Origin of the sequence: Paucibacter soli, from assembly GCF_037482845.1 — a bacterium.
Lineage (GTDB): Bacteria > Pseudomonadota > Gammaproteobacteria > Burkholderiales > Burkholderiaceae_C > Paucibacter_B > Paucibacter_B soli.
Map to the genome: position 1 here is coordinate 213,815 of NZ_JBBHJW010000002.1, position 18,282 is coordinate 232,096.

12 protein-coding genes and 1 tRNA gene are annotated in these 18,282 nt (G+C 69.1%); 9 read left to right on the forward strand and 4 right to left on the reverse strand.

The features are described 5' to 3' along the window. The first annotated feature begins 69 nt into the window (after positions 1–69). Entirely contained in the window at positions 70–801 is a 732-nt protein-coding gene (locus tag WG898_RS05720; protein ID WP_339601800.1) for a helix-turn-helix domain-containing protein, read from the forward strand. Between the two features lie 14 nt (positions 802–815). On the opposite strand, the gene WG898_RS05725 is transcribed toward WG898_RS05720, so the two are convergent. Continuing rightward, the gene (locus WG898_RS05725; protein ID WP_339601801.1) at positions 816–3,023 is read right to left on the reverse strand and encodes a patatin-like phospholipase family protein; all 2,208 of its coding nucleotides are present in this window, start codon (positions 3,021–3,023) and stop codon (positions 816–818) included. A 92-nt stretch (positions 3,024–3,115) separates the two neighbouring features. Here WG898_RS05725 and ispF point away from each other — a divergent pair, with 92 nt between their 5' ends. Further along, positions 3,116–3,610, forward strand: a complete 495-nt coding sequence (gene ispF / locus WG898_RS05730) for a 2-C-methyl-D-erythritol 2,4-cyclodiphosphate synthase (RefSeq protein WP_339601802.1) — start codon at positions 3,116–3,118, stop codon at positions 3,608–3,610. On the opposite strand, the gene WG898_RS05735 is transcribed toward ispF, so the two are convergent. Together WG898_RS05735 and ompR are read right to left on the reverse strand one after the other, a co-directional pair. Continuing rightward, positions 3,611–4,930, reverse strand: coding sequence for an ATP-binding protein (locus WG898_RS05735; RefSeq protein WP_339601803.1), 1,320 nt, complete (start codon positions 4,928–4,930; stop codon positions 3,611–3,613). It lies immediately after the preceding gene. Continuing rightward, entirely contained in the window at positions 4,930–5,661 is a 732-nt protein-coding gene (gene ompR / locus WG898_RS05740; protein WP_339601804.1) for an osmolarity response regulator transcription factor OmpR, read from the reverse strand. The genes WG898_RS05735 and ompR overlap by 1 nt, the downstream gene beginning before the upstream one ends. A 181-nt stretch (positions 5,662–5,842) precedes the next feature. On the opposite strand from ompR, the gene WG898_RS05745 reads away from it, so the two are divergent. Beyond that, on the forward strand, positions 5,843–6,544 hold the full coding sequence (locus WG898_RS05745) for an SIMPL domain-containing protein (protein ID WP_339601805.1): 702 nt from the start codon (positions 5,843–5,845) through the stop codon (positions 6,542–6,544). Positions 6,545–6,550: 6 nt separating this feature from the next. Here WG898_RS05745 and WG898_RS05750 read toward each other — a convergent pair whose 3' ends face one another. Further along, positions 6,551–7,324, reverse strand: a complete 774-nt coding sequence (locus WG898_RS05750) for a 3-hydroxybutyrate dehydrogenase (protein ID WP_339601806.1) — start codon at positions 7,322–7,324, stop codon at positions 6,551–6,553. 46 nt (positions 7,325–7,370) lie between these two features. Here WG898_RS05750 and WG898_RS05755 point away from each other — a divergent pair, with 46 nt between their 5' ends. From WG898_RS05755 to WG898_RS05780, 6 genes are all read left to right on the forward strand, one after another. Beyond that, a complete protein-coding gene (locus tag WG898_RS05755) occupies positions 7,371–8,237 on the forward strand; it encodes an alpha/beta fold hydrolase (RefSeq protein WP_339601807.1) in 867 nt (288 codons plus the stop codon). Further along, entirely contained in the window at positions 8,234–10,510 is a 2,277-nt protein-coding gene (locus tag WG898_RS05760) for a RelA/SpoT family protein (protein WP_339601808.1), read from the forward strand. Before WG898_RS05755 ends, WG898_RS05760 begins: the two co-directional genes overlap by 4 nt. 68 nt (positions 10,511–10,578) lie before the next feature. Beyond that, positions 10,579–10,655 (forward strand) — tRNA-Val (locus WG898_RS05765). A 93-nt stretch (positions 10,656–10,748) separates the two neighbouring features. Further along, positions 10,749–14,048 carry a two-component regulator propeller domain-containing protein gene (locus WG898_RS05770; RefSeq protein ID WP_339601809.1) on the forward strand — a complete coding sequence of 1,100 codons (3,300 nt, stop codon included), beginning with the start codon at positions 10,749–10,751 and terminating at the stop codon, positions 14,046–14,048. Between the two features lie 336 nt (positions 14,049–14,384). Further along, positions 14,385–15,113 (forward strand): PEP-CTERM sorting domain-containing protein, encoded by a 729-nt coding sequence (locus WG898_RS05775; protein WP_339601810.1) that lies wholly within the window; start codon positions 14,385–14,387, stop codon positions 15,111–15,113. Next, positions 15,110–18,220: a DUF8811 domain-containing protein gene (locus WG898_RS05780; RefSeq protein WP_339601811.1), complete on the forward strand. Its 3,111-nt coding sequence runs from the start codon at positions 15,110–15,112 to the stop codon at positions 18,218–18,220. Before WG898_RS05775 ends, WG898_RS05780 begins: the two co-directional genes overlap by 4 nt. Positions 18,221–18,282: the final 62 nt, after the last annotated feature.

The window sequence follows — 18,282 nt, forward strand, 5'->3', positions numbered from 1 at the left end:
GCTGTGACGAACCGCCGCATGCCCCCGGCGGTACTAGGATTCGATACCAACACGCCAGGGGGAGCAGCGATGAGCGGTCCGGAACTATTGATGCAGGTGCTGAAGGCCGAGATGCGCGCCGCCGGCGTGACCTACAAGACCCTGGCGCAGCGCCTGGGTATGAGCGAGTCCAGCATCAAGAGGGTGTTCTCGCAGGGCGATATGAGCCTCTCCCGGCTGGCCCAGGTCTGCAAGGCGGTGGGCGTGGCGCTCGAGGATGTGCTGCGCCAGGCCGCCGACGCGGTACCGCAGGCCGATACCCTCACGCTGGCCCAGGAGCGTTCGCTGGTGCAGGACCCGCATCTGCTGCTGGTGGCGATCTGCTGCCTGGGCCATTGGAGCGTGGCGCAGATGCTGGAGACCTACCGGCTCAGCGAACCGCAGCTCGTGGCCTGCCTGGTAAAGCTGGACCGGCTCTCGCTGATCGAGCTCAAGCCGCTGAACCGCTACCGGCTGCGTGTCTCGCTGGCGTTCCGCTGGCAGCCCGACGGGCCGGTGCAGCAGTTCTTCCGCAGCCATGTGGTGGACGACTACTTTGCCGGCCGTTTCGATGGCGCCGGCGAGACCCTGCTGTGCGTGCACGGGCGGCTCTCCGACCCCAGCGCCAAGGGCCTGGTGCACAAGATCCATCAACTCGCCGCCGAGTTGGCGCGCCTGCACCAGGACGACCAGCGCCTGCAGCCCGAGGCGCGCGACGGCTTCACCCTGCTGGTGGGCCTGCGCTCCTGGGAATTCGCCGCCTTCACCGCGATGCGGCGCTGAGCGGCCAGACACGCTCACCAGATCGGGCCGAGATAGAGGTAGAGCGAGGCGCCGCCGCCCTTGGTGCCGCCGGCGGCCAGGTAGAAGGGGCCGAAGCGCGTGTCCACCGCCAGGAAGCCGCTGCACGCGAGCTTGAGCTCGCCCAGGCGCGGCAGCGTGCGCTCAGCACTCACGCCGCCCAGCTCCATCGAGAAACCGGCGCGCACCGCGCCGCCTAGGCCGATCGGCATATGGCCGATGCGGCGCGCCATCACCATGCGCGCGAGTGCGCTGCTGCGGCCGCTGAGCGATTGGTCGGCCGTGCCCGAGAGGCGCAGAAAGCCGCCCAGCGGGCTGGTGCTGTTCAGGTCGGTATGGCCCCACTCGCCGTATAGATGGCCTGCCCACATCCCGGCACGGAAGGCCGCCAGGCCCAGCGCGCCGAATTGATGCGCCTGCTGCTCGGCATGGCGGAAACGCTGGTACTGCGCATTCAGCAGCACGCCGCGGCTGGGAAAGCCGAGCGAATCCAGCGTGTCCACGCTGACTTGCGCGAACTGCTGCTGGAAGGTGACGGTGGACTCGGGCTGGCTTGGATCGGCGGGGATTTCCACATGCGCCGAGCTGCGCGTGCGTGCCATACCCAGCTCGACCTCGCCCCAGTTGCCCAGCTTGCGGCCCAGCGCCAGGCTGGCGCTGCCCGAGCTGGAGGCCAGGCGCAGGGTGCGGCGGCCGTTTTCGAACAGGTCACTGCCGCCCGCCTGGTATTCCAACGTGCCGCTGAGATACCAGGGCGAGCCCGGGCCCAGCGGCTGCATCAGCTGCGTGCCCAGGCCGCGTTCGGCACCGATGCGGCCGGTGCTGCGCAGCTCGGCGCCCCAGGCGTTCAGCCAGGTCGCCACATGCATGGCCACCAGCGAGAAGCGATTCGCGTCGGCGAAATTGCTGTAGAGCTCCAGCCCCAGGCGCAGGCGGCTGCGTGCCCAGTCGGCCTCGGCCACATGCAGGGTGACATGGCGCTGGCCGTCGCGATCCTGCACCTGGCTGTCCACGCGTTCGTAATCGCCGCTGCCATAGAGCTGGGCGGCGGCCTTGTTGATCTCGGCCTGGCTGATCGGCTGGCCCACCTTGAGGTCCAGCTCATTGCGCAAGGCCTCGGGGTTGCTGCGCTGCGCGCCCTCGATCGCGAGGCTGGCCAGCGGCAGGGCCTTGGCGAGGTTGCCGGGGGCGCTGCGGCGCAGCTGCTCCTGGGCCGCATAGGCCTCGGCGCTCAGCGACAGCGCACGCAGGCGCTCGTGCGCGGCCATGGCGGCGCGCTGGCCGGCGTCCAGCGCCTCGGCCTGGCGCGTGAAGTCCATGAAGCTGAGATTGCCAAGGTCGGGGTCGATCAGCACGTCCTGGGGCTGCAGCTGGCGCAGCGAGCGCTCGACGTTCTGGTTGGTGAGGATCTGCAGCATCTGGTTGGCCACGCCCACCGCACTGGTGATCTCGCGCGCCTCCAGCAGCGGCGAACCCACGTTCACCGCGATGATCAGCTCGGCACCCATCTTGCGAGCGATGTCCACGCCCAGGTTGCGCACCAGGCCGCCGTCCACCACCGGCCGGCCGTTCACGCGCACCGGCGCGAACACGCCGGGCACCGCCATCGAGGCGCGCATGGCGAGGAACAGCGGCGTGTCCACCATCTCGATCAGCTCGCCATTGAGCAGATCGGTGGCGATGGCGCGAAAGGGTAGGCGCAGCTGGCTGATCGGCTGCTCGGCGATGTCGTCGGGCACCAGGCTTTCGAGCGTGAACTCCAGCGCACTGTTGCCGGCCGCGGCGGGCGGCAGGCTGGCGCCGTTGGCGCGGCTCAGGCCCAGCTCCAGGCGCGAGGGCACGAGCTGGTCCTCGATACGGCGACGCAGGGTCAGGTCTTGCCGTGGCGGACGGTCGGCCAGGATGGCATCCCAGTCGCTGCGCAGCACGAAGTCCTGCAGCTCGGCGATGCTGCGCCCGCTGGCATAGGCGCCGCCCACCACCGCGCCCATGCTGGTGCCCACCACCAGGTCTACCGGCACGCGCAGCTCCTCCAGCACCTTGAGCACGCCGATATGCGCCAGCCCGCGGGCGCCACCGCCCGAGAGCACCAGGCCGATCTTGGGGCGCGGCGGGGGATCGAGCGGCTCGGCGCGCAGCGGCGCGGCCATGAGCAGGGCCATGTGCAGGGTCAGGAGCAGGAGGGGCAGTCGGCGTTGGATCATGGAGGGCATCGCGGCCGCCACCATAACGCAGTCCGGCGCTGTTGTTGAGTGCGATAAGCTCACCGCCTTTGCAAAACACCGCCGAGGCCTGCATGAACCACCAGCTCCCACCCCTGCGCATCGGCGAAGGCTGGGATACCCACGCCCTGGTGACCGGCCGCCCGCTGATTCTGGGCGGCGTTGCGATCCCGCACAGCCACGGCCTGCTGGGCCACTCGGACGCCGATGCGCTGGCGCATGCCATCACCGACGCGCTGCTGGGTGCGGCCGTGCTGGGCGATATCGGCAAGCTCTTTCCCGACACCGCGGCCGAGTTCAAGGGCGCGGACTCGATGGTGCTGCTGGCCGAGGCCTACCGGCGCGTGCGCGCCGAGGGCTGGCTGATCGTCAATCTGGACGCCACCATCGTGGCCCAGGCGCCCAAGATGGCGCCGCATATCCCGGCCATGCGCGCGCGTCTGGCCGAAGTGCTGGGCATCGAGCTGGCGCAGGTCAATGTGAAGGCCAAGACGGCCGAGCAGATGGGGCCGGTGGGTGAGGGCCGCGCGATCGAGGCGCGCGCGGTCTGCCTGCTTGCCGGCGCCTGATCAGCTGGCGCGGCGCAGCCGCAGCACCGTCACCAGCCCGCCATCGGCGGCATTGGCGATGTGCACGAAGCCGCCCAGGCGCTGCAGCGATTTCTCCACGATCGCCAGCCCCAGGCCGGCGCCGGTGGCCGAGGTGCGCGCGCTGTCGCCGCGGTAGAAGGGCGTGGTCAGGCGCGCCAGCTTGTCCTCGGGCACGCCCGGGCCATGGTCGCGCAGCTGCAGCAGCACCTCGCCGCCCTGGGGCTGGGCGCTGATCTCCACCAGCGCCGGCTCGCCCTCCTGGTGGCCGTAGCGGCGCGCGTTCTCCAGCAGATTCAGCAGCACGCGGCCCAGCTCGGTGTGGTCGGCCCAGACCTTGAGTTCGGCGGGGATCTCGATGCGGATGCGGATCTGGCCGGGATCGCGAAAGCCCTGGGCCTCGCGCTCGACCAGGTCGATCAGCGAGATCGCCTCCAGCGCGAGTTCGGTGGGCCGCGCATAGTCCATGAACTTGCTGATGATGGCGTCGAGCTGGTCGATGTCCTGCGCCATGAACTGGCGCGCCTGTTCGTCGGAGACGCTCATTTCCATTTCCAGGCGCAGCCGCGCCAGCGGGGTGCGCAGGTCATGCGAGATGCCGGCCAGCATCACCGCGCGGTCTTCCTCCAGCTTGGCAAGCTCGCGCGCCATGCGGTTGAAGCCCATATTGACCTCGCGGATCTCGCTGGTGCGGGTGTTCTCGTCCAGGCGCGAGTCGTACTCGCCCTCGCGGATGCGGCCGGCCGCCACGCTCAGCTCGCGCAGCGGCTGGTTGATCAGGCGCGCGATCGCCACCGAGCCCAGCAGCGTGGCCATGAAGGCGATCAGCACCCACCACCAGTTGTTGCTGAACGAAACCGAGAGCGGCTCGGGGCTGGTGCGCAGCCAGAACTGGTCGTCGCCGATGCCGAAGCGCACCCACAGGCCGGCGCGCCCGTTCAGGCTGCGCGCCACCACGGTGTTGTTCCCGAGGCGCGCGCGCAGGGCCTGGGCCAGCTGCTTGCCAAAGGGGCTGAGGTCAAAGGGCTGCCATTGGTCGGTGACCTCGGCCACCTCGACCAGCACATCCTCGCTGGTGAGCGACTTGATCACCGCGACGCGGTTGATGCTGTCGGTATTGGTCAGTGCGATGCGGCTGAGGTTGACCAAGCCGGCCAGTTGGTGCGCCGCCTCGAGCGCGCGCGGCTCGGCCTCCAGCACCTTGAAGGTCTGCTGCCAGGCCAGCACACCGCCGGTGAGCAGAATCGCCAGCAGGGCAAAGGTGCGCCAGAACAGATTCAGCGCCAGCCTGGGGTGGGGCATCAGCTTGCTTCGTCAGGCACGAACACATAGCCCACGCCCCATACCGTCTGGATGTAGCGCGGCTGGGCGGGGTCGGCCTCCAGCAGCTTGCGCAGGCGCGAGATCTGCACGTCCAGGCTGCGGTCGAAGGGCTCGAACTCGCGGCCGCGCGCCAGCTGCGCCAGCTTGTCGCGCGAGAGCGGCTGGCGCGGGTGGCGCACCAGCGCCTTCAGCATCGAGAACTCGCCGGTGGTGAGCGGCAGGGCCTCGCCGCCCTTGGAGAGGCGGCGCAGCGCGAGGTCGAACTCGAAGGGACCGAACGTCACCGTCTCGGCCTCCTTGGAGGGCGCACCGGGTGCTTCCGGCGGCGGGCGGCGGCGCAGCACCGCGTTGATGCGGGCCAGCAGCTCGCGTGGGTTGAAGGGCTTGGCCAGGTAGTCGTCGGCGCCCACCTCCAGGCCGACGATGCGGTCCACCTCCTCGACCTTGGCGGTGAGCATGATGATGGGGGTGTTGTCGTTGCCGCCGCGCAGGCGCCGGCAGATCGACAGGCCGTCCTCGCCGGGCAGCATCAGGTCCAGCACGATCAGGTCCACGGTCTCGCGCGTGAGCTGCTTGTTGAGGGCCTTGCTGTCCTCGGCCAGCAGCACGTCAAAGCCTTCCTGGGTGAGGTAGCGGCGCAGCAGGTCGCGGATACGGGCGTCGTCGTCCACGACCAGGATGCGATTGGGGCGGGCGTTGCTGCTGCTCATGGCGCGACTCCTGAATTTGTAACAGAGGCATTGTGAGCCGTTTTTTGTCGGGGTCTTGCAGCTCGCAGCAGTCGTTACAGCTTGGTAACACTTGCTTGATCCGGGCCATGGTGGTCAACGGCCGGCGCGGCGCGGACGCTATGCTGGCTCCAACAGGGCATGCCGCCCACGAAGGAGGATCATGAAACCCACAGCCACCATCCCCGTCGCCGTGATGGCGCTGGCGCTCGCCGCCAGCGCCGCGGCCGAGGCGCCGCGCCGCGACGCCCTCAGCCTGACTGCCAGCGCCAGTGTGGAAGTGCCGCGCGACACGCTCGCGGTGCGCTTCGCCATCACCAAGGAGGGCAGCGATGCCGGCCAGGTGCAGAGCCAGCTCAAGCAGGCGCTGGACGCGGCCCTGGCCGAGGCGCGCAAGATCGCCAAGCCCGGCGCGGTGGAGGTGCAGGCGGGCAACTTCTCGCTCTATCCGCGCTATGCCCCCAAGGGCGGCATCAATGGCTGGCAGGGCTCGGCCGAGTTGATGGTGGAGGGCAGGGACATGGCCACGATCGCGCAGCTGACCGGCCGCGTCAGCAGCATGAGCATCGCCGGCGTGGGCTACAGCCTCTCGCGCGAGGCGCGCGAGAAGCAGGAGAGCGAGGTGGTGGCACAGGCGATTGCGCGCTACAAGGCCAAGGCGGCCGACTATGCGCGCCAGTTCGGCTATGGCGGCTACCAGATCGGCGAGGTCACGGTGAGCGCCGACAGCCATATGCCTCAGCCCATGGCCGCGCCGATGGCGCGCTTCAAGTCCGCCGCCATGGCCGACGAGGCCCTGCCGGTAGAGGCCGGCAAGGCCAGCGTCAGCGCCAGCGTGAGTGGCGTGGTGTTGATGACGAAGTAGCGAGAGCTACTGCGCCGTCCAGCCGCCGTCCAGGCTCCAGGCTTGGCCGCGCACATTGGCGGCCGCGTCCGAGCATAGAAAGACCGCCAGTTCACCAAGCTGCTCGGGGGTGGTGAACTGCAGCGAGGGCTGCTTCTCGGCCAGCAGGCGGCGCTTGGCCTCGTCGCCGTCCACGCCGTCGGCGGCGGCGCGCGCGTCCACCTGCTTCTGCACCAGCGGGGTCAGCACCCAGCCGGGGCAGATCGCGTTGACGGTCACCGCGCTGGTGGCGGTCTCCAGCGCCACCGCCTTGGTGAAGCCCACCAGGCCATGCTTGGCCGCCACATAGGCCGACTTCTGCGCCGAGGCCACCAGGCCATGCACCGAGGCGAGGTTGATGATGCGACCCCAGCCGCGCGACTGCATGCCGGGCAGGGCCAGGCGGGTGGTGTGGAAGGCCGAGCTGAGGTTGATGGCGATGATGGCGTCCCAGCGCTCGACCGGGAAGTCCTGCACCGGCGCCACATGCTGGATGCCGGCGTTGTTGACGAGGATGTCGCAGCCTCCGAACTCGGCGTCCACATAGGCCATCATGGCCTCGATCTCGGCCGGCTTGCTCATGTCGGCGCCGTGATAGCCCACCTTCACACCGAGGGCCGCCACCTGTGCCTTGGGCGCCTCGACATCGCCGAAGCCGTTCAGCACGATATGCGCGCCCTGACGCGCGAGCGCGAGCGCGATGCCCAAACCGATACCGCTGGTGGAGCCGGTGACGAGGGCGGTCTTGCCTTTCAACAACATGAAGATCCTCTGGGCGTTGTTACGATGTTCGCGAAGGATACGAAGTATGGCTGAACCGCTGCTGAAACATGTGCAATGCCTGAGCCCCGCCGGCCTGCACCGCATGGGCTATTGGGAATGGGGCGCGCGCGACAACCCGCGCGTGCTGCTGTGCGTGCATGGCTTGTCGCGCCAGGGGCGCGATTTCGACGCGCTGGCGCAGGCGCTGGCGGCGCAGTACCGGGTGATCTGCCCCGATGTGGTGGGGCGTGGCAGCTCCGACTGGCTCGCCAATCCGGCGCTCTATCAGATTCCCAGCTATGTGGCCGATATGGTGACCCTGCTGGCGCGCCTGGACGTCGAGCAGGTCGACTGGGTCGGCACCTCGATGGGCGGTTTGATCGGCATGGGGCTGGCGGCGCTGCCGGGCAATCCGGTGCGGCGCCTGGTGCTCAACGATGTCGGCCCGGCGATCGAGCCCGATGCCATCAAGCGCATCGGCAGCTATCTGGGCCAGCGCATGGACTTCGCCTCGCTGGAGGAGGGCGCGGCCTATCTGCGCAGCATCTCGGCCGGCTTTGGCCCGCACAGCGAGGCGGCCTGGCTGGCGCTCTCGCGTCCGATGTTCAAGGCCGCGGGCAGCGGCGTGCGCCTGCACTACGACCCGCGCATTGCCGAGCCGCTGGCCGCGGTGACGCCCGAACTCGCCGCCGCAGGCGAGGCCATGCTGTGGCGCGCCTATGAGGCGCTGCGCTGCCCGACCCTGCTGTTGCGCGGCGCCGATTCGGATCTGCTGTCCGCCGCCACCGCGCAAGCCATGTGCGCGCGCGGCCCCAGGGCCCAGCTGCGCGAGCTGGCGGGCGTGGGTCATGCTCCGATGCTCAACAACCCCGAGCAGATCGGCCTGGTGAGCGAGTTCCTCCTGGCGGCATGAAGACCGGACTCACCGCTGCTGCCGACCATGCGGCGCCGATTGTGGCGCTGCTCGATGCCGATCCGCAGGTGGGTCTGCCGCCCGCCCTGCCCAGCAGCCATCCCGACGCAAAGGCCGGCGAGTCCAGCCTGCCGGTGCCGCGCGCGCGCGCCTTTGCCGAGCCGCTGCTGAGCGGCCAGCCGCTCGATACCGGCGAAGAGGCGCTGGCCCATGCCGACGGCGTGGCCGCCATCCTGGCGGGCGTGGGCGCCGCGCCGGCGATGCAGGCGGCCGCCTACCTGGTCTATGCGGGCGACTTCCTCAACAAGCCCGAGGAGATCGTCGCCAAGGCCTTTGGCGAGAGCTATGCCAGCCTGGTGACGCACACGCGCAAGCTCGTGCAGATCCAGCGCGCGGCGCGTGAGGCGGTGGTGGGCGAGGAGCAGCTCTCGCAGCAGACCGAGCGCGTGCGCAAGATGCTGCTGGCCTTCTCGCGCGACCTGCGCGTGGTGCTCTTGCGGCTGGCCTCGCGCCTGCAGACCCTGCGCTACTTCGCTGCCAGCAAGCGGCCCTGTCCGCGCGCGCTGGCGGCCGAGTCGCAGCAGGTGTTCGCGCCGCTCGCCAACCGCCTGGGCATCTGGCAGATCAAGTGGGAGCTGGAGGATCTCTCCTTCCGCTTTCTTGAGCCGGAGAAGTACCGCGAAATAGCCAGGGGCCTGGACGAGAAGCGACTGGAGCGCGAGCAGCATGTGGAGGCCTGCAGGCTGACCCTGCTGGCCGGCCTGCAGGCCCAGGGCATTGCGGCCGAGGTACAGGGCCGGCCCAAGCATCTCTACAGCATCTGGAAAAAGATGCAGGGCAAGGACCTGACGCTGGCGCGCGTGTTCGACCTGCGTGCCCTGCGCGTGATCGTGTCCACGGTGGCGGACTGTTATGCCACGCTGAGCTATCTGCACGAGCATTACACGCCGGTGGCGGGCGAGTTCGACGACTACATCGCCAAGCCCAAGCCCAATGGCTACCAGTCGCTGCACACCGTGGTGGCGGGTGCCGACGCCCGCGCAATGGAGGTGCAGATACGCACCCGCGCCATGCACGAGCATGCCGAGCATGGCGTGGCCGCGCATTGGGCCTACAAGGAGGCCGGCACCAAGGGCTATGCGGGCGTGAGCGCCGCGGGCGAGTTCGAGGAGCGCGTGGCCGAGGCGCGCAAGGCGGTGCTGCAGCAGCTGCTGGCCTGGGAGCGCGACACCGTGGGCGGCGAGAGCGCGGCGATGTTCGACGACCGCATCTATGTGTTCACGCCACAGGCCGCCATCGTCGAGCTGAGCGCCGGCGCCACGCCGATCGACTTTGCCTACGCCCTGCACACCGACCTGGGCCACCGCTGCCGCGGTGCCAAGATCGATGGCGTGATGGTGCCGCTCAACACCGCGCTGAAGAGCGGCCAAACGGTCGAGATCACTGCGCTCAAGGAGGGTGGCCCCTCGCTGGACTGGCTCAACCCCGAGCTGGGCTATCTGCACAGCCAGCGCAGCCGTACCAAGGTGCGCGCCTGGTTCAATGCGCAGGCGCAGGCGCAGACCATTGCGCGCGGCCGCGAACTGGTGGAGAAGCTGCTGCAGCGCGAGGGCAAGACGGCCATCAAGCTGGAGGAGCTGGCGGGGCGCCTGGGCTTCAAACATGCCGACGCCTTGTTCGAGGTGGTGGGCAAGGACGAGTATTCGCTGCGCAATATCGAGATGCTGCTGCGCCCACCGGCACCCGAGCCCGACACCGACGAGCTGCTGGCGCAGCGCCGCACCAAGGCCGGCAGCGCCGCGCCTCGGCAGGGCGGTGGCGTGCTGGTGGTGGGGGTCGATTCGCTGCTCACCAATCTGGCGCGTTGTTGCCGGCCCGCGCCGCCCGATGTCATCGCCGGCTATGTGACGCGCGGCAAGGGCGTGGCCATCCATCGCCGCGATTGCAGCAACTTCCGCCAGATGGCGCAGCGCGCGCCCGAGCGCGTGATCGCGGTGGCCTGGGGCGAGGGCGGCGAGAAGAAGGGCCTGCTCTACCCGGTCGACGTGATCGTCGAGGCCGCGGTGCGCGCCGGCTTGCTGCGCGATGTGCTGGAGGTGTTTGCGAAGGAGAAGATGAACGTCACCGCGGTGAACACCCAGTCGGCCAAGGAGTTGCGCGGCGACACCGCCTGGATGAGCTTCACCGTCGAGGTGGCCGACTCGGCCCGCCTGGCCCAGGTGCTGCGCGCGGTGGCCCAGGTCAATGGGGTGCGCGGCGCGCGCCGCAAGTGATTGACTGGCTTGGCTGAGCGCAAGTTTCTGGACGGTTCAAAAAAGCGTGCTATACTGCGAAGCTCTTCAGGCGCGTAGCTCAGTTGGTTAGAGCACCACCTTGACATGGTGGGGGTCGTTGGTTCGAATCCAATCGCGCCTACCAAATTTGGTAGGTACACCCTGTACACGGCAAGCCCGGTAACTCTCAGAGTTACCGGGCTTTTGCTTTGCGCCAGGCCTCATACACAATGCGGGCGTGACTCAGCCGCACCACCCGCCACCGCGCGCCCTCAAGGGCCACGGGCTTCTGCCATGGGTGCTGGGCCTCTTGCTCGCGCTGCTGCCATGCCTGGCCGCGCCCGCAGCGGCGGCGCCGGCGCGCTGGTCGGCGCTGGCGCAGACCGGCTTCCAACATCTGCGCCAGGAGCAGGGCCTGCCCAACGAGATCGCGACCTCGGTGGCCCAGGACGACGATGGCTTTCTGTGGGTGGGTACCCTGTCCGGGCTGGCGCGCTGGGACGGTTATCGCTTTCGCGTCTACAAGGCCGATGCCAAGCAGGCCACGGCGCTGCCCGACAACTTCATCCAGACCCTGCATGCCGATGCGGCCGGCCGGCTCTGGATCGGCACGAGCGGCGCGGGACTGGTGCGCTACGAGCGCGCCAGCAACAGTTTCACGACTCTGCCGGTGGGCCAGGCCGGGCTTAGCCATGTGAGCGTCAACAGCATCATCGACGACGGCAACGGCGGGCTCTGGGTGGGCACGAACGGGGGCCTGGACCATGTGGACGCCGCCAGCTCGGCGATCCAGCGCCAGTCCGGCGAGGCCGCCGGCCTGTCCGGCTTGCAGGTGCTGAGTCTGCTGCGCAGCCGCGACGGCAGTCTGTGGGTTGGCACCGATGCGGGCCTGTTCAGGCGCGAGGTGCGTGCGCCGCGCTTTGCCGCCGTGCCCCTGCCCACCGGCGCGCGGCAGCCGCGCACCCTGAGTCTGTATGAAGACAGCCTGGGCCAGGTCTGGGTAGGCACGGCCCAGCATGGCGCGTTCACGCTGGCGCGCGAGCAGGTCCGGGCGGTGGCGCTGGGCAGGGAGCCGGTGGTCGGCATCATCGAGGCCAGGCCGGGCGAGATCTGGCTGGGCACGCTGACGCAAGGCATTCAGGCGCTGGAACTGGCCACCGGGCAGACGCGCGCCATCCGTCACCTGCCCAGCCTTCCGGCGAGCCTGGCCGACAACGCGGTGCGCGGCTTTCTCCGCGACCGCTCGGGGCTGGTCTGGGTGGCCAGCAACCGCGGCCTGAGCCGCCACGATCCCGGCCAGGCGGCCGTGCTCACCATGTACGGCGCGCCGCCCTGCGCGCGGCGCTGCGATGTCGGTGAGCAGGCCACCAGCAACGAGGTCAGCTGGATCTTGCCGGTCGGCCCGGACCGCTTCTGGCTGGGCACGCACAAGCGCGGCGTCGAGATCATCGACAGCAGCGGTGCGCTGGTGGCGGCCTTGCGGCCGGATGCACGGCGGCCGGAAGCCGCACTGCCGGCGGACATCGTGCTGGCCCTGGAGCGGGGCGGCGATGGACAGATCTACATCGCCACCAAGCGCGGCCTCTACCGCGCCGCCGCCGACGGCAGCCGCGTCAGTCGGGTGCAATGGCCCGGCCGTGATCCGGCCGCGTCCACCTGGGCCCTGCTGGCCGAGGGCGACAACAAGCTCTGGATCGGCGGGCAGAGCGACGGCCTGTGGTCGCTGGACCTGCGCAGCGGCCAGGCTCGCCTGGAACTGCGCGGGCGTGGCCAGCGCCTCAGCGACGAGCGCATCGTGGTGCTGGCGCGCGCCGCTGCCGGGGGCATCTGGGTCGGCACGCGCAATGGCCTGAACCACCTCGAGCCCGCGACCGGCGCGGTGCGGCCCGTGCCGCTGGACCTTGGCAACACCGGTGCGCGGCCCAGTGCTGGCTTCATCACTACGCTCTATACCGACCGCCAGCAACGCCTCTGGGTCGGCAGCTATGGTGGTGGCATCAAGCTGCTGGCGCCGGATGGGCAACAGCGCCGCATCGGCCTGGCCGAGGGCTTGCCGGACGAGACCGTCAACGCCCTGCTGGAGGATGGCCAGGGCCATTTGTGGGTGAGCACGGACAACGGCCTGGCGCGCATCCATCCCAGCAGTCTGGAGGTGCGTGCCCTGCGGCGCGCCGAGGGCGTGGCATTCCAGACCTACTGGACCGGCTCGGCGGCGCGCAGCAGCGAGGGCGAATTGCTGTTCGGCGGCGCCGGCGGCATGACCATTGTGCGCCCCGCGCATGTGCAGCCCTGGAGTTACCGACCGCCGCTGGTGATCAGCGAGCTGCATGTGGGCGGGCAGCAGCTGATGGCGGGCAGCCTGGAGATACAGCCGGACGCGAACAGTTTTGCGGTCGAGTATGCGGCGCTCGATTACTCGGCGCCGGATCGCAACCGCTATGCCCATCGCCTGCTGGGCTTCGAACGCGATTGGATCGCCAGCGACGCTACCCGTCGCCTGGCCAGCTATACCAACCTGCCGCCCGGCCAGTACCAGCTGCAGCTGCGCGGCTCCAACCGTGACGGTGTCTGGAGCGAGGCGGTGCTGAGCCTGCCTATCCGCGTGCTGCCGGCCTGGCACCAGACGCTCTGGTTCAAGCTGCTGCTGCTAATGCTCTTGTTGCTGGCCCTGGTGGCGGTGGTGCAGCTGCGCACGCGCTGGCTGCGCAGGCGCCAGCGCGAGCTTGAGCTCAAGGTGGGCGAGCGCACGGCGGCGCTGGAGCAGGTCTCGCGCGCGCTGGAGGAGAAGTCGCGCGTGCTGGAGCTGGCCAGCATCAGCGACCCGCTCACCGGCCTGCACAACCGGCGCTTTCTGGCCGAGCATATCGAGGCCGAAATCGCCGCCAGCCAGCGGCGCGCGCGCGAGGCAGGCCTGAGCGCGGTGCCGCCGCCGGTGGACACCGACAGCCTGTTCTTCCTGATCGACATCGATCACTTCAAGCAGGTCAACGACCGGTATGGTCATGCCGCCGGCGACGCGGTGCTGGTGCAGTTCGGGCGCCGCCTGCGCACGGTGCTGCGCGAGTCGGATCATCTGGTGCGTTGGGGTGGCGAGGAATTCCTGGCGGTGGCGCGCGACACCGACCGCCTGCGCGTGCAGGAGCTGGCCGAGCGCCTGCGCAGCGTGGTGGTGGAAAGCCCCTTTGTGCTCGACGGTGGCCGCATGCTGGCCATCACCAGCTCGATCGGCTTTGCCTGCCTGCCATTTGTGGATGCCGAGCCACGCGCGCTCGGATGGCAGGACGTGGTGCGGCTGGCCGATCTGGCCTTGCTGACCGCCAAGCGCTGCGGGCGCAATGCCTGGGTGGGCTTGGCCGCGGGCCCAGGCCTGCGGGAACGCGGCGGCGCCGACGCGCTGATGCTGCGCGCGCACAGCGATCTGCAGGCCTGCGTGCACCAGGGCGAGCTGCAGGTCTACAGCAGCCGCGACGAGGCCCTGGTGTTGGCGGCGCTGCGGCGCCCGCCCGCGCAATGGCGCGAAGCGGCGCAGCCCGCCTGACGTGGATGCTTCGGTATTTTCCCTAGGGTGTGCCGGCCCTGCACCCTGAGCCGCAGCGAATCCCCATGCCCTTCTTCCCATGGGCGGGAGCTGTCGGCACGACCTCGCGCCGTGCTGTGCCGCCTTGGCACGCCCCCATGAACGCGGGGCTCCCGGCTCTAGCGCGTGAAGGAAGTCATGCCCCATAGTCGGGCGTCACGGAGGTGTGGTGCTTGATCGGTTGTAGCGACTGCCCAGAGTTCTCGTCCGTTGTTGTCTTCGTCGTTGCTGCTGCGTCATCGCATTGCGCCAGTCAAACCAAGTTCCCTCGTTGGGAGCGTCACTGGAGATTGCGCGATGATGAGCAAGTATCCGAAACGCCTGGCCACACTGGCCGCTCTCTGTGCGGTGCTGGCCGCTCCCGCGCCGGCCTTGGCCGGCTATATCTGGAACGAGAAGGGCTTGACCGGTGCGGGCGATGGCCTGGCCAGCGCGCAAATCACCATCGAGAGCGGCTACAACAGCCTCTCGCAAATCCACGGCATGCTGACTTCCAGCACCGCGGTGAACGGCGACACGCTCTACCAGGTCGACCTCTACCAGATTCGTATTGACAATCCGGGCTCGTTCAGCGCCTGGACCACGCTGAGCTCGGCCTTCGATACCCAGCTGTTCCTGTTCAACGCCACGGGCATGGGCGTCTACTCGAACGACGACGATGGCGTGGGGTTGACCTCGTTGCTACCAGCCGGCGACCCGGGCAATCTGCTGGCGGCTGGGCTGTACTACCTCGCCATCGCCTTTGGCGGCTTCAGCGCGCTGGACGGCGCCAGCCAGTCGGTGTTTTCCGCCGGGGCCTTTACCGATCTGCTGACCGCTGCCCCCGGCAGCGGGGCCTTGAACGGCTGGATGCCCGGCTTCGCTGCCGGCACCGAATCGGCCTACAGCTACGACATCTTCCTGACCGGTGCGACCAACGCCGCCATCCCCGAGCCTGCCAGCCTGGCCCTGGTCTTGCTGGCGGGCCTGGGTGCCTGTGTGAAGGGGCGGCGTCAGCCGCGCCAGCTGAAGGAGCTGCAGTCATGAATACGCGTCGTCATCGTCATCACTTCTTCCGCCCGCTGCTTTCGTTGGCGGCCCTGCTGGCCGCGCAACTGAGCGCACAGGCGCAGCAGCCCTTGTCCGTGGATGCTCTGGCGCTGCCCAGCCCGGTGCTGGCGGCCGACCAGGGACCCAGGTTGCAACAGCAGAGCGGGGCCGTGCAAGTGGCCCTGCGCCTTAGCGACCCGCCGCTGGCCCTGGCCGCGGGCGCGAATGCCAAGCGCCTGGGTTCCAGCATGACGCTGGCGCAGCGGCAGGCCTATATGGCCGGCATCAAGAGCAAGCAGGACAGTCTGGCGGCGCAGGTGCGCGGCCTGGGTGGGCGCGAGCTGGCGCGTGTCAGCAAGGCCTACAACGCCCTGGTGATCTCGGTGGATGCCTCCAAGCTGCCGCAGGTGGCCAGGCTGGCCGGCGTGACGGCGGTGCGCCCCGTGGTGGATCACCAGATCTCGCTCGCGACCACGGTGCCCTATGTCGGTGCCGCGGCACTGCACAGCCTCGGCCTCACCGGCAGCGGTGTGAAGATCGCGGTGCTGGATTCCGGCATCGACTACACACATCGGAATCTGGGCGGCTCCGGGCAGTTGGCCGATTTCACGGCGGCGGCAGCGGCCGCGGCCGGGGCGGCGCCGGCCGGATTGTTCCCCTCGGCCAAGGTGATCGGTGGTTATGACTTTGTGGGCGAGACCTGGCCGAGTGGCGCGCTGGCACCCGACCCGAACCCGATCGACGCCGGCACCGGATCGGGCCATGGCACGCATGTGGCCGATATCGCCGCCGGCGCCAGCCAGGACGGCCTGCACAAGGGCGTGGCGCCAGGCGCCAAGCTGTATGCGGTGAAGGTGTGCAGCAGTGTGGCCACCAGTTGCAGCGGTATTGCGATCCTGCAGGGCCTGGATTGGGCCATGGACCCGCGCGGCGACCTCAGCTTCGCCGATGCTGCCGATGTGGTGAACCTCTCGCTCGGCGCCAACTATGGCCAGCGCGAGAATCCCTCCACCGAGGCGGTTTCCAATCTGGTGCGTTTCGGCATCGTGGCGGCGGTGGCCGCTGGCAATGCCGGCGACCGACCCTACATCGTCAGTTCGCCGTCCAATGCGCCCGAGGCCATCAGCGTGGCGCAGACCGCCATGCCCGCGGCCAAGGCGATTCCGCTGGTGGTGAACTCGCCGCCCACGATTGCCGGCACCTACGGCAATACCGCCACGGTGGACTGGGCGCCGATCGTGAGCGGCTTCTCGGGTGGGGTGCGTCGCGCCGGTGCTTCCGGAACGGCCGCGGCGCTGGCCTGCACGGCGGTCGACACCATCGATTTCACCGGCATGGTGGCCCTCATCGACCGCGGCAGTTGCGCGGTCAGCATCAAGGTCGCGAATGCGGCCGCCAAGGGTGCGATCGGCGTGCTGATCGCCAACAATGCCTCGGGCGATGCGCCCAGCTTCAGCTTTGGTGGCGGCTCGCCCCTGGTCGAGACCCTGGTGGTGACGCAGACCATAGGCAATATGCTGAAGTCGGCCTTGGCCGGCTCGGCGGTGCTGGTCAGCGTCAGCCCGGCGGTATCGATCCCCCTGGTGGGCAGCATGGCCAGTACCTCGGCGCGCGGGCCTAGCTACAACTTCTCGCAAATCAAGCCCGAGATCGGCGCGCCAGGCGCCTCGGTGTCCGCGCTCAACGGCACCGGTGCCGACGAGGGTGGCTTTGGCGGCACCTCGGGTGCCACACCGATGATTGCCGGTTCGGCCGCCCTGCTGCTGCAGAAGTTCCCGAGCGCCAGCCCTGCCGAGATCAAGGCGCGCCTGATGAATGCGGCGAACCGGGCCGTGTACACCAATCCGGCCACCGTGCCGGGCGAGTTGGCGCCGGTGTCGCGCATCGGCGCGGGCGAGTTGCGCGTGGATGCGGCGGCCGCGCTGAACACCGGGATCTGGGATGCCAGCAATCCCTACAGCGTCGGCCTCTCGTTCGGCGCCGTGAATGCCACCGGCATCAGCACGCTGAGCAAGAAGGTAGCGGTGCGCAACTACAGCCCGTCGCCGCGCACCTACCAGATCACGCGCGCCTTCCGCTATGCCAACGATGCGGCCAGCGGCGCGGTGACCCTGAGCGCACCTGCCAGCATCACGGTGCCCGCCAACGGCACGGCGGCCTTTGCCCTGAGCCTCAGCATCGATGCGTCCAAGCTGGCGAGCTGGCCCCTTGGGGCGGCCTCCAGTCAGGGTACGGGTGCCTTGCTGCAACAGGCCGAGTTCGACGGCTACATCAGCGTGTCCGACGGCACGGAGAGCGCTGCCGTGCCCTGGCATGTGCTGCCGCGCAAGAGCGCGGGGGTGAGCGCCAGCACCAGCGTGAATCTAGGCGGCACCGGCAGCGGCGCGATGACGCTCGGCAACGCGACCGGCGCCATTGCCGGGCAGACCGACGTGTTTGCGCTCACCGGCACCAGTGCCCAGAGCAGCACCGTGCTGCCGCCCTATGGTGGCGGGCAGGTGCTGGTGGACCTCAAGGCGGTGGGGGTGCGTCCGGCGAGTGCGAGCGGTAGCCTGGCGGTGCAGTTTGCCGTGGCAGGCTTTGGCTCGCGTGCCCATCCGGCCTATCCGGCCGAGTTCGACATCTATGTGGATGCCAACAATGATGGCGTGGATGACTACGTGATCTACAACACCGAGAACGGCGGCTTCGGCGTGACGGGACAGACCGTCGTCACGGTGCTCAACCTGAGCAACAACAGCGCGGTCACGCGCTTCTTCGCGAACGCGGACCTGAACTCGCCAAACCTGGTGGCGACCGTGCTGGCCTCCGACGTCGGCATCACCAGCGCGGCGCAGAAGTTCAGGTTCTCGGTCTACGCCTTCGACAACTACTTCACCGGTGACCTGACCGACTCGATCGTGAACATGGTCCATACCCTGGACACGCCGCGTTATGCCGCCAGCAGCGCGGCGGTATCGACGCCTATCGGCGGCAGCGGCAGCATCGGCATCAGCAGCCCGGCCGGCGGCAGCCTGGCCTCTCCGTCTCAGACGGGTTTCCTGCTGCTGCACACAAGCGCCAAGACCGGACGCGAGTCCGACATCGTGCTGGTCACGCCCTGATCCGCGTCGGCCTGCGACAAGCCACCGCAGCGTTGCTGCGGTGGCTTCTTTTGGGGCCGGCC

Bases quoted from the DNA above. Each gene is read 5' to 3' on its own strand.
- WG898_RS05720 (WP_339601800.1), top strand. From the start codon at position 70: ATGAGCGGTCCGGAACTATTGATGCAGGTGCTGAAGGCCGAGATGCGC.
- WG898_RS05725 (WP_339601801.1), bottom strand. From the start codon at position 3,023: ATGATCCAACGCCGACTGCCCCTCCTGCTCCTGACCCTGCACATGGCC.
- ispF (WP_339601802.1), top strand. From the start codon at position 3,116: ATGAACCACCAGCTCCCACCCCTGCGCATCGGCGAAGGCTGGGATACC.
- WG898_RS05735 (WP_339601803.1), bottom strand. From the start codon at position 4,930: ATGCCCCACCCCAGGCTGGCGCTGAATCTGTTCTGGCGCACCTTTGCC.
- ompR (WP_339601804.1), bottom strand. From the start codon at position 5,661: ATGAGCAGCAGCAACGCCCGCCCCAATCGCATCCTGGTCGTGGACGAC.
- WG898_RS05745 (WP_339601805.1), top strand. From the start codon at position 5,843: ATGAAACCCACAGCCACCATCCCCGTCGCCGTGATGGCGCTGGCGCTC.
- WG898_RS05750 (WP_339601806.1), bottom strand. From the start codon at position 7,324: ATGTTGTTGAAAGGCAAGACCGCCCTCGTCACCGGCTCCACCAGCGGT.
- WG898_RS05755 (WP_339601807.1), top strand. From the start codon at position 7,371: ATGGCTGAACCGCTGCTGAAACATGTGCAATGCCTGAGCCCCGCCGGC.
- WG898_RS05760 (WP_339601808.1), top strand. From the start codon at position 8,234: ATGAAGACCGGACTCACCGCTGCTGCCGACCATGCGGCGCCGATTGTG.
- WG898_RS05775 (WP_339601810.1), top strand. From the start codon at position 14,385: ATGATGAGCAAGTATCCGAAACGCCTGGCCACACTGGCCGCTCTCTGT.
- WG898_RS05780 (WP_339601811.1), top strand. From the start codon at position 15,110: ATGAATACGCGTCGTCATCGTCATCACTTCTTCCGCCCGCTGCTTTCG.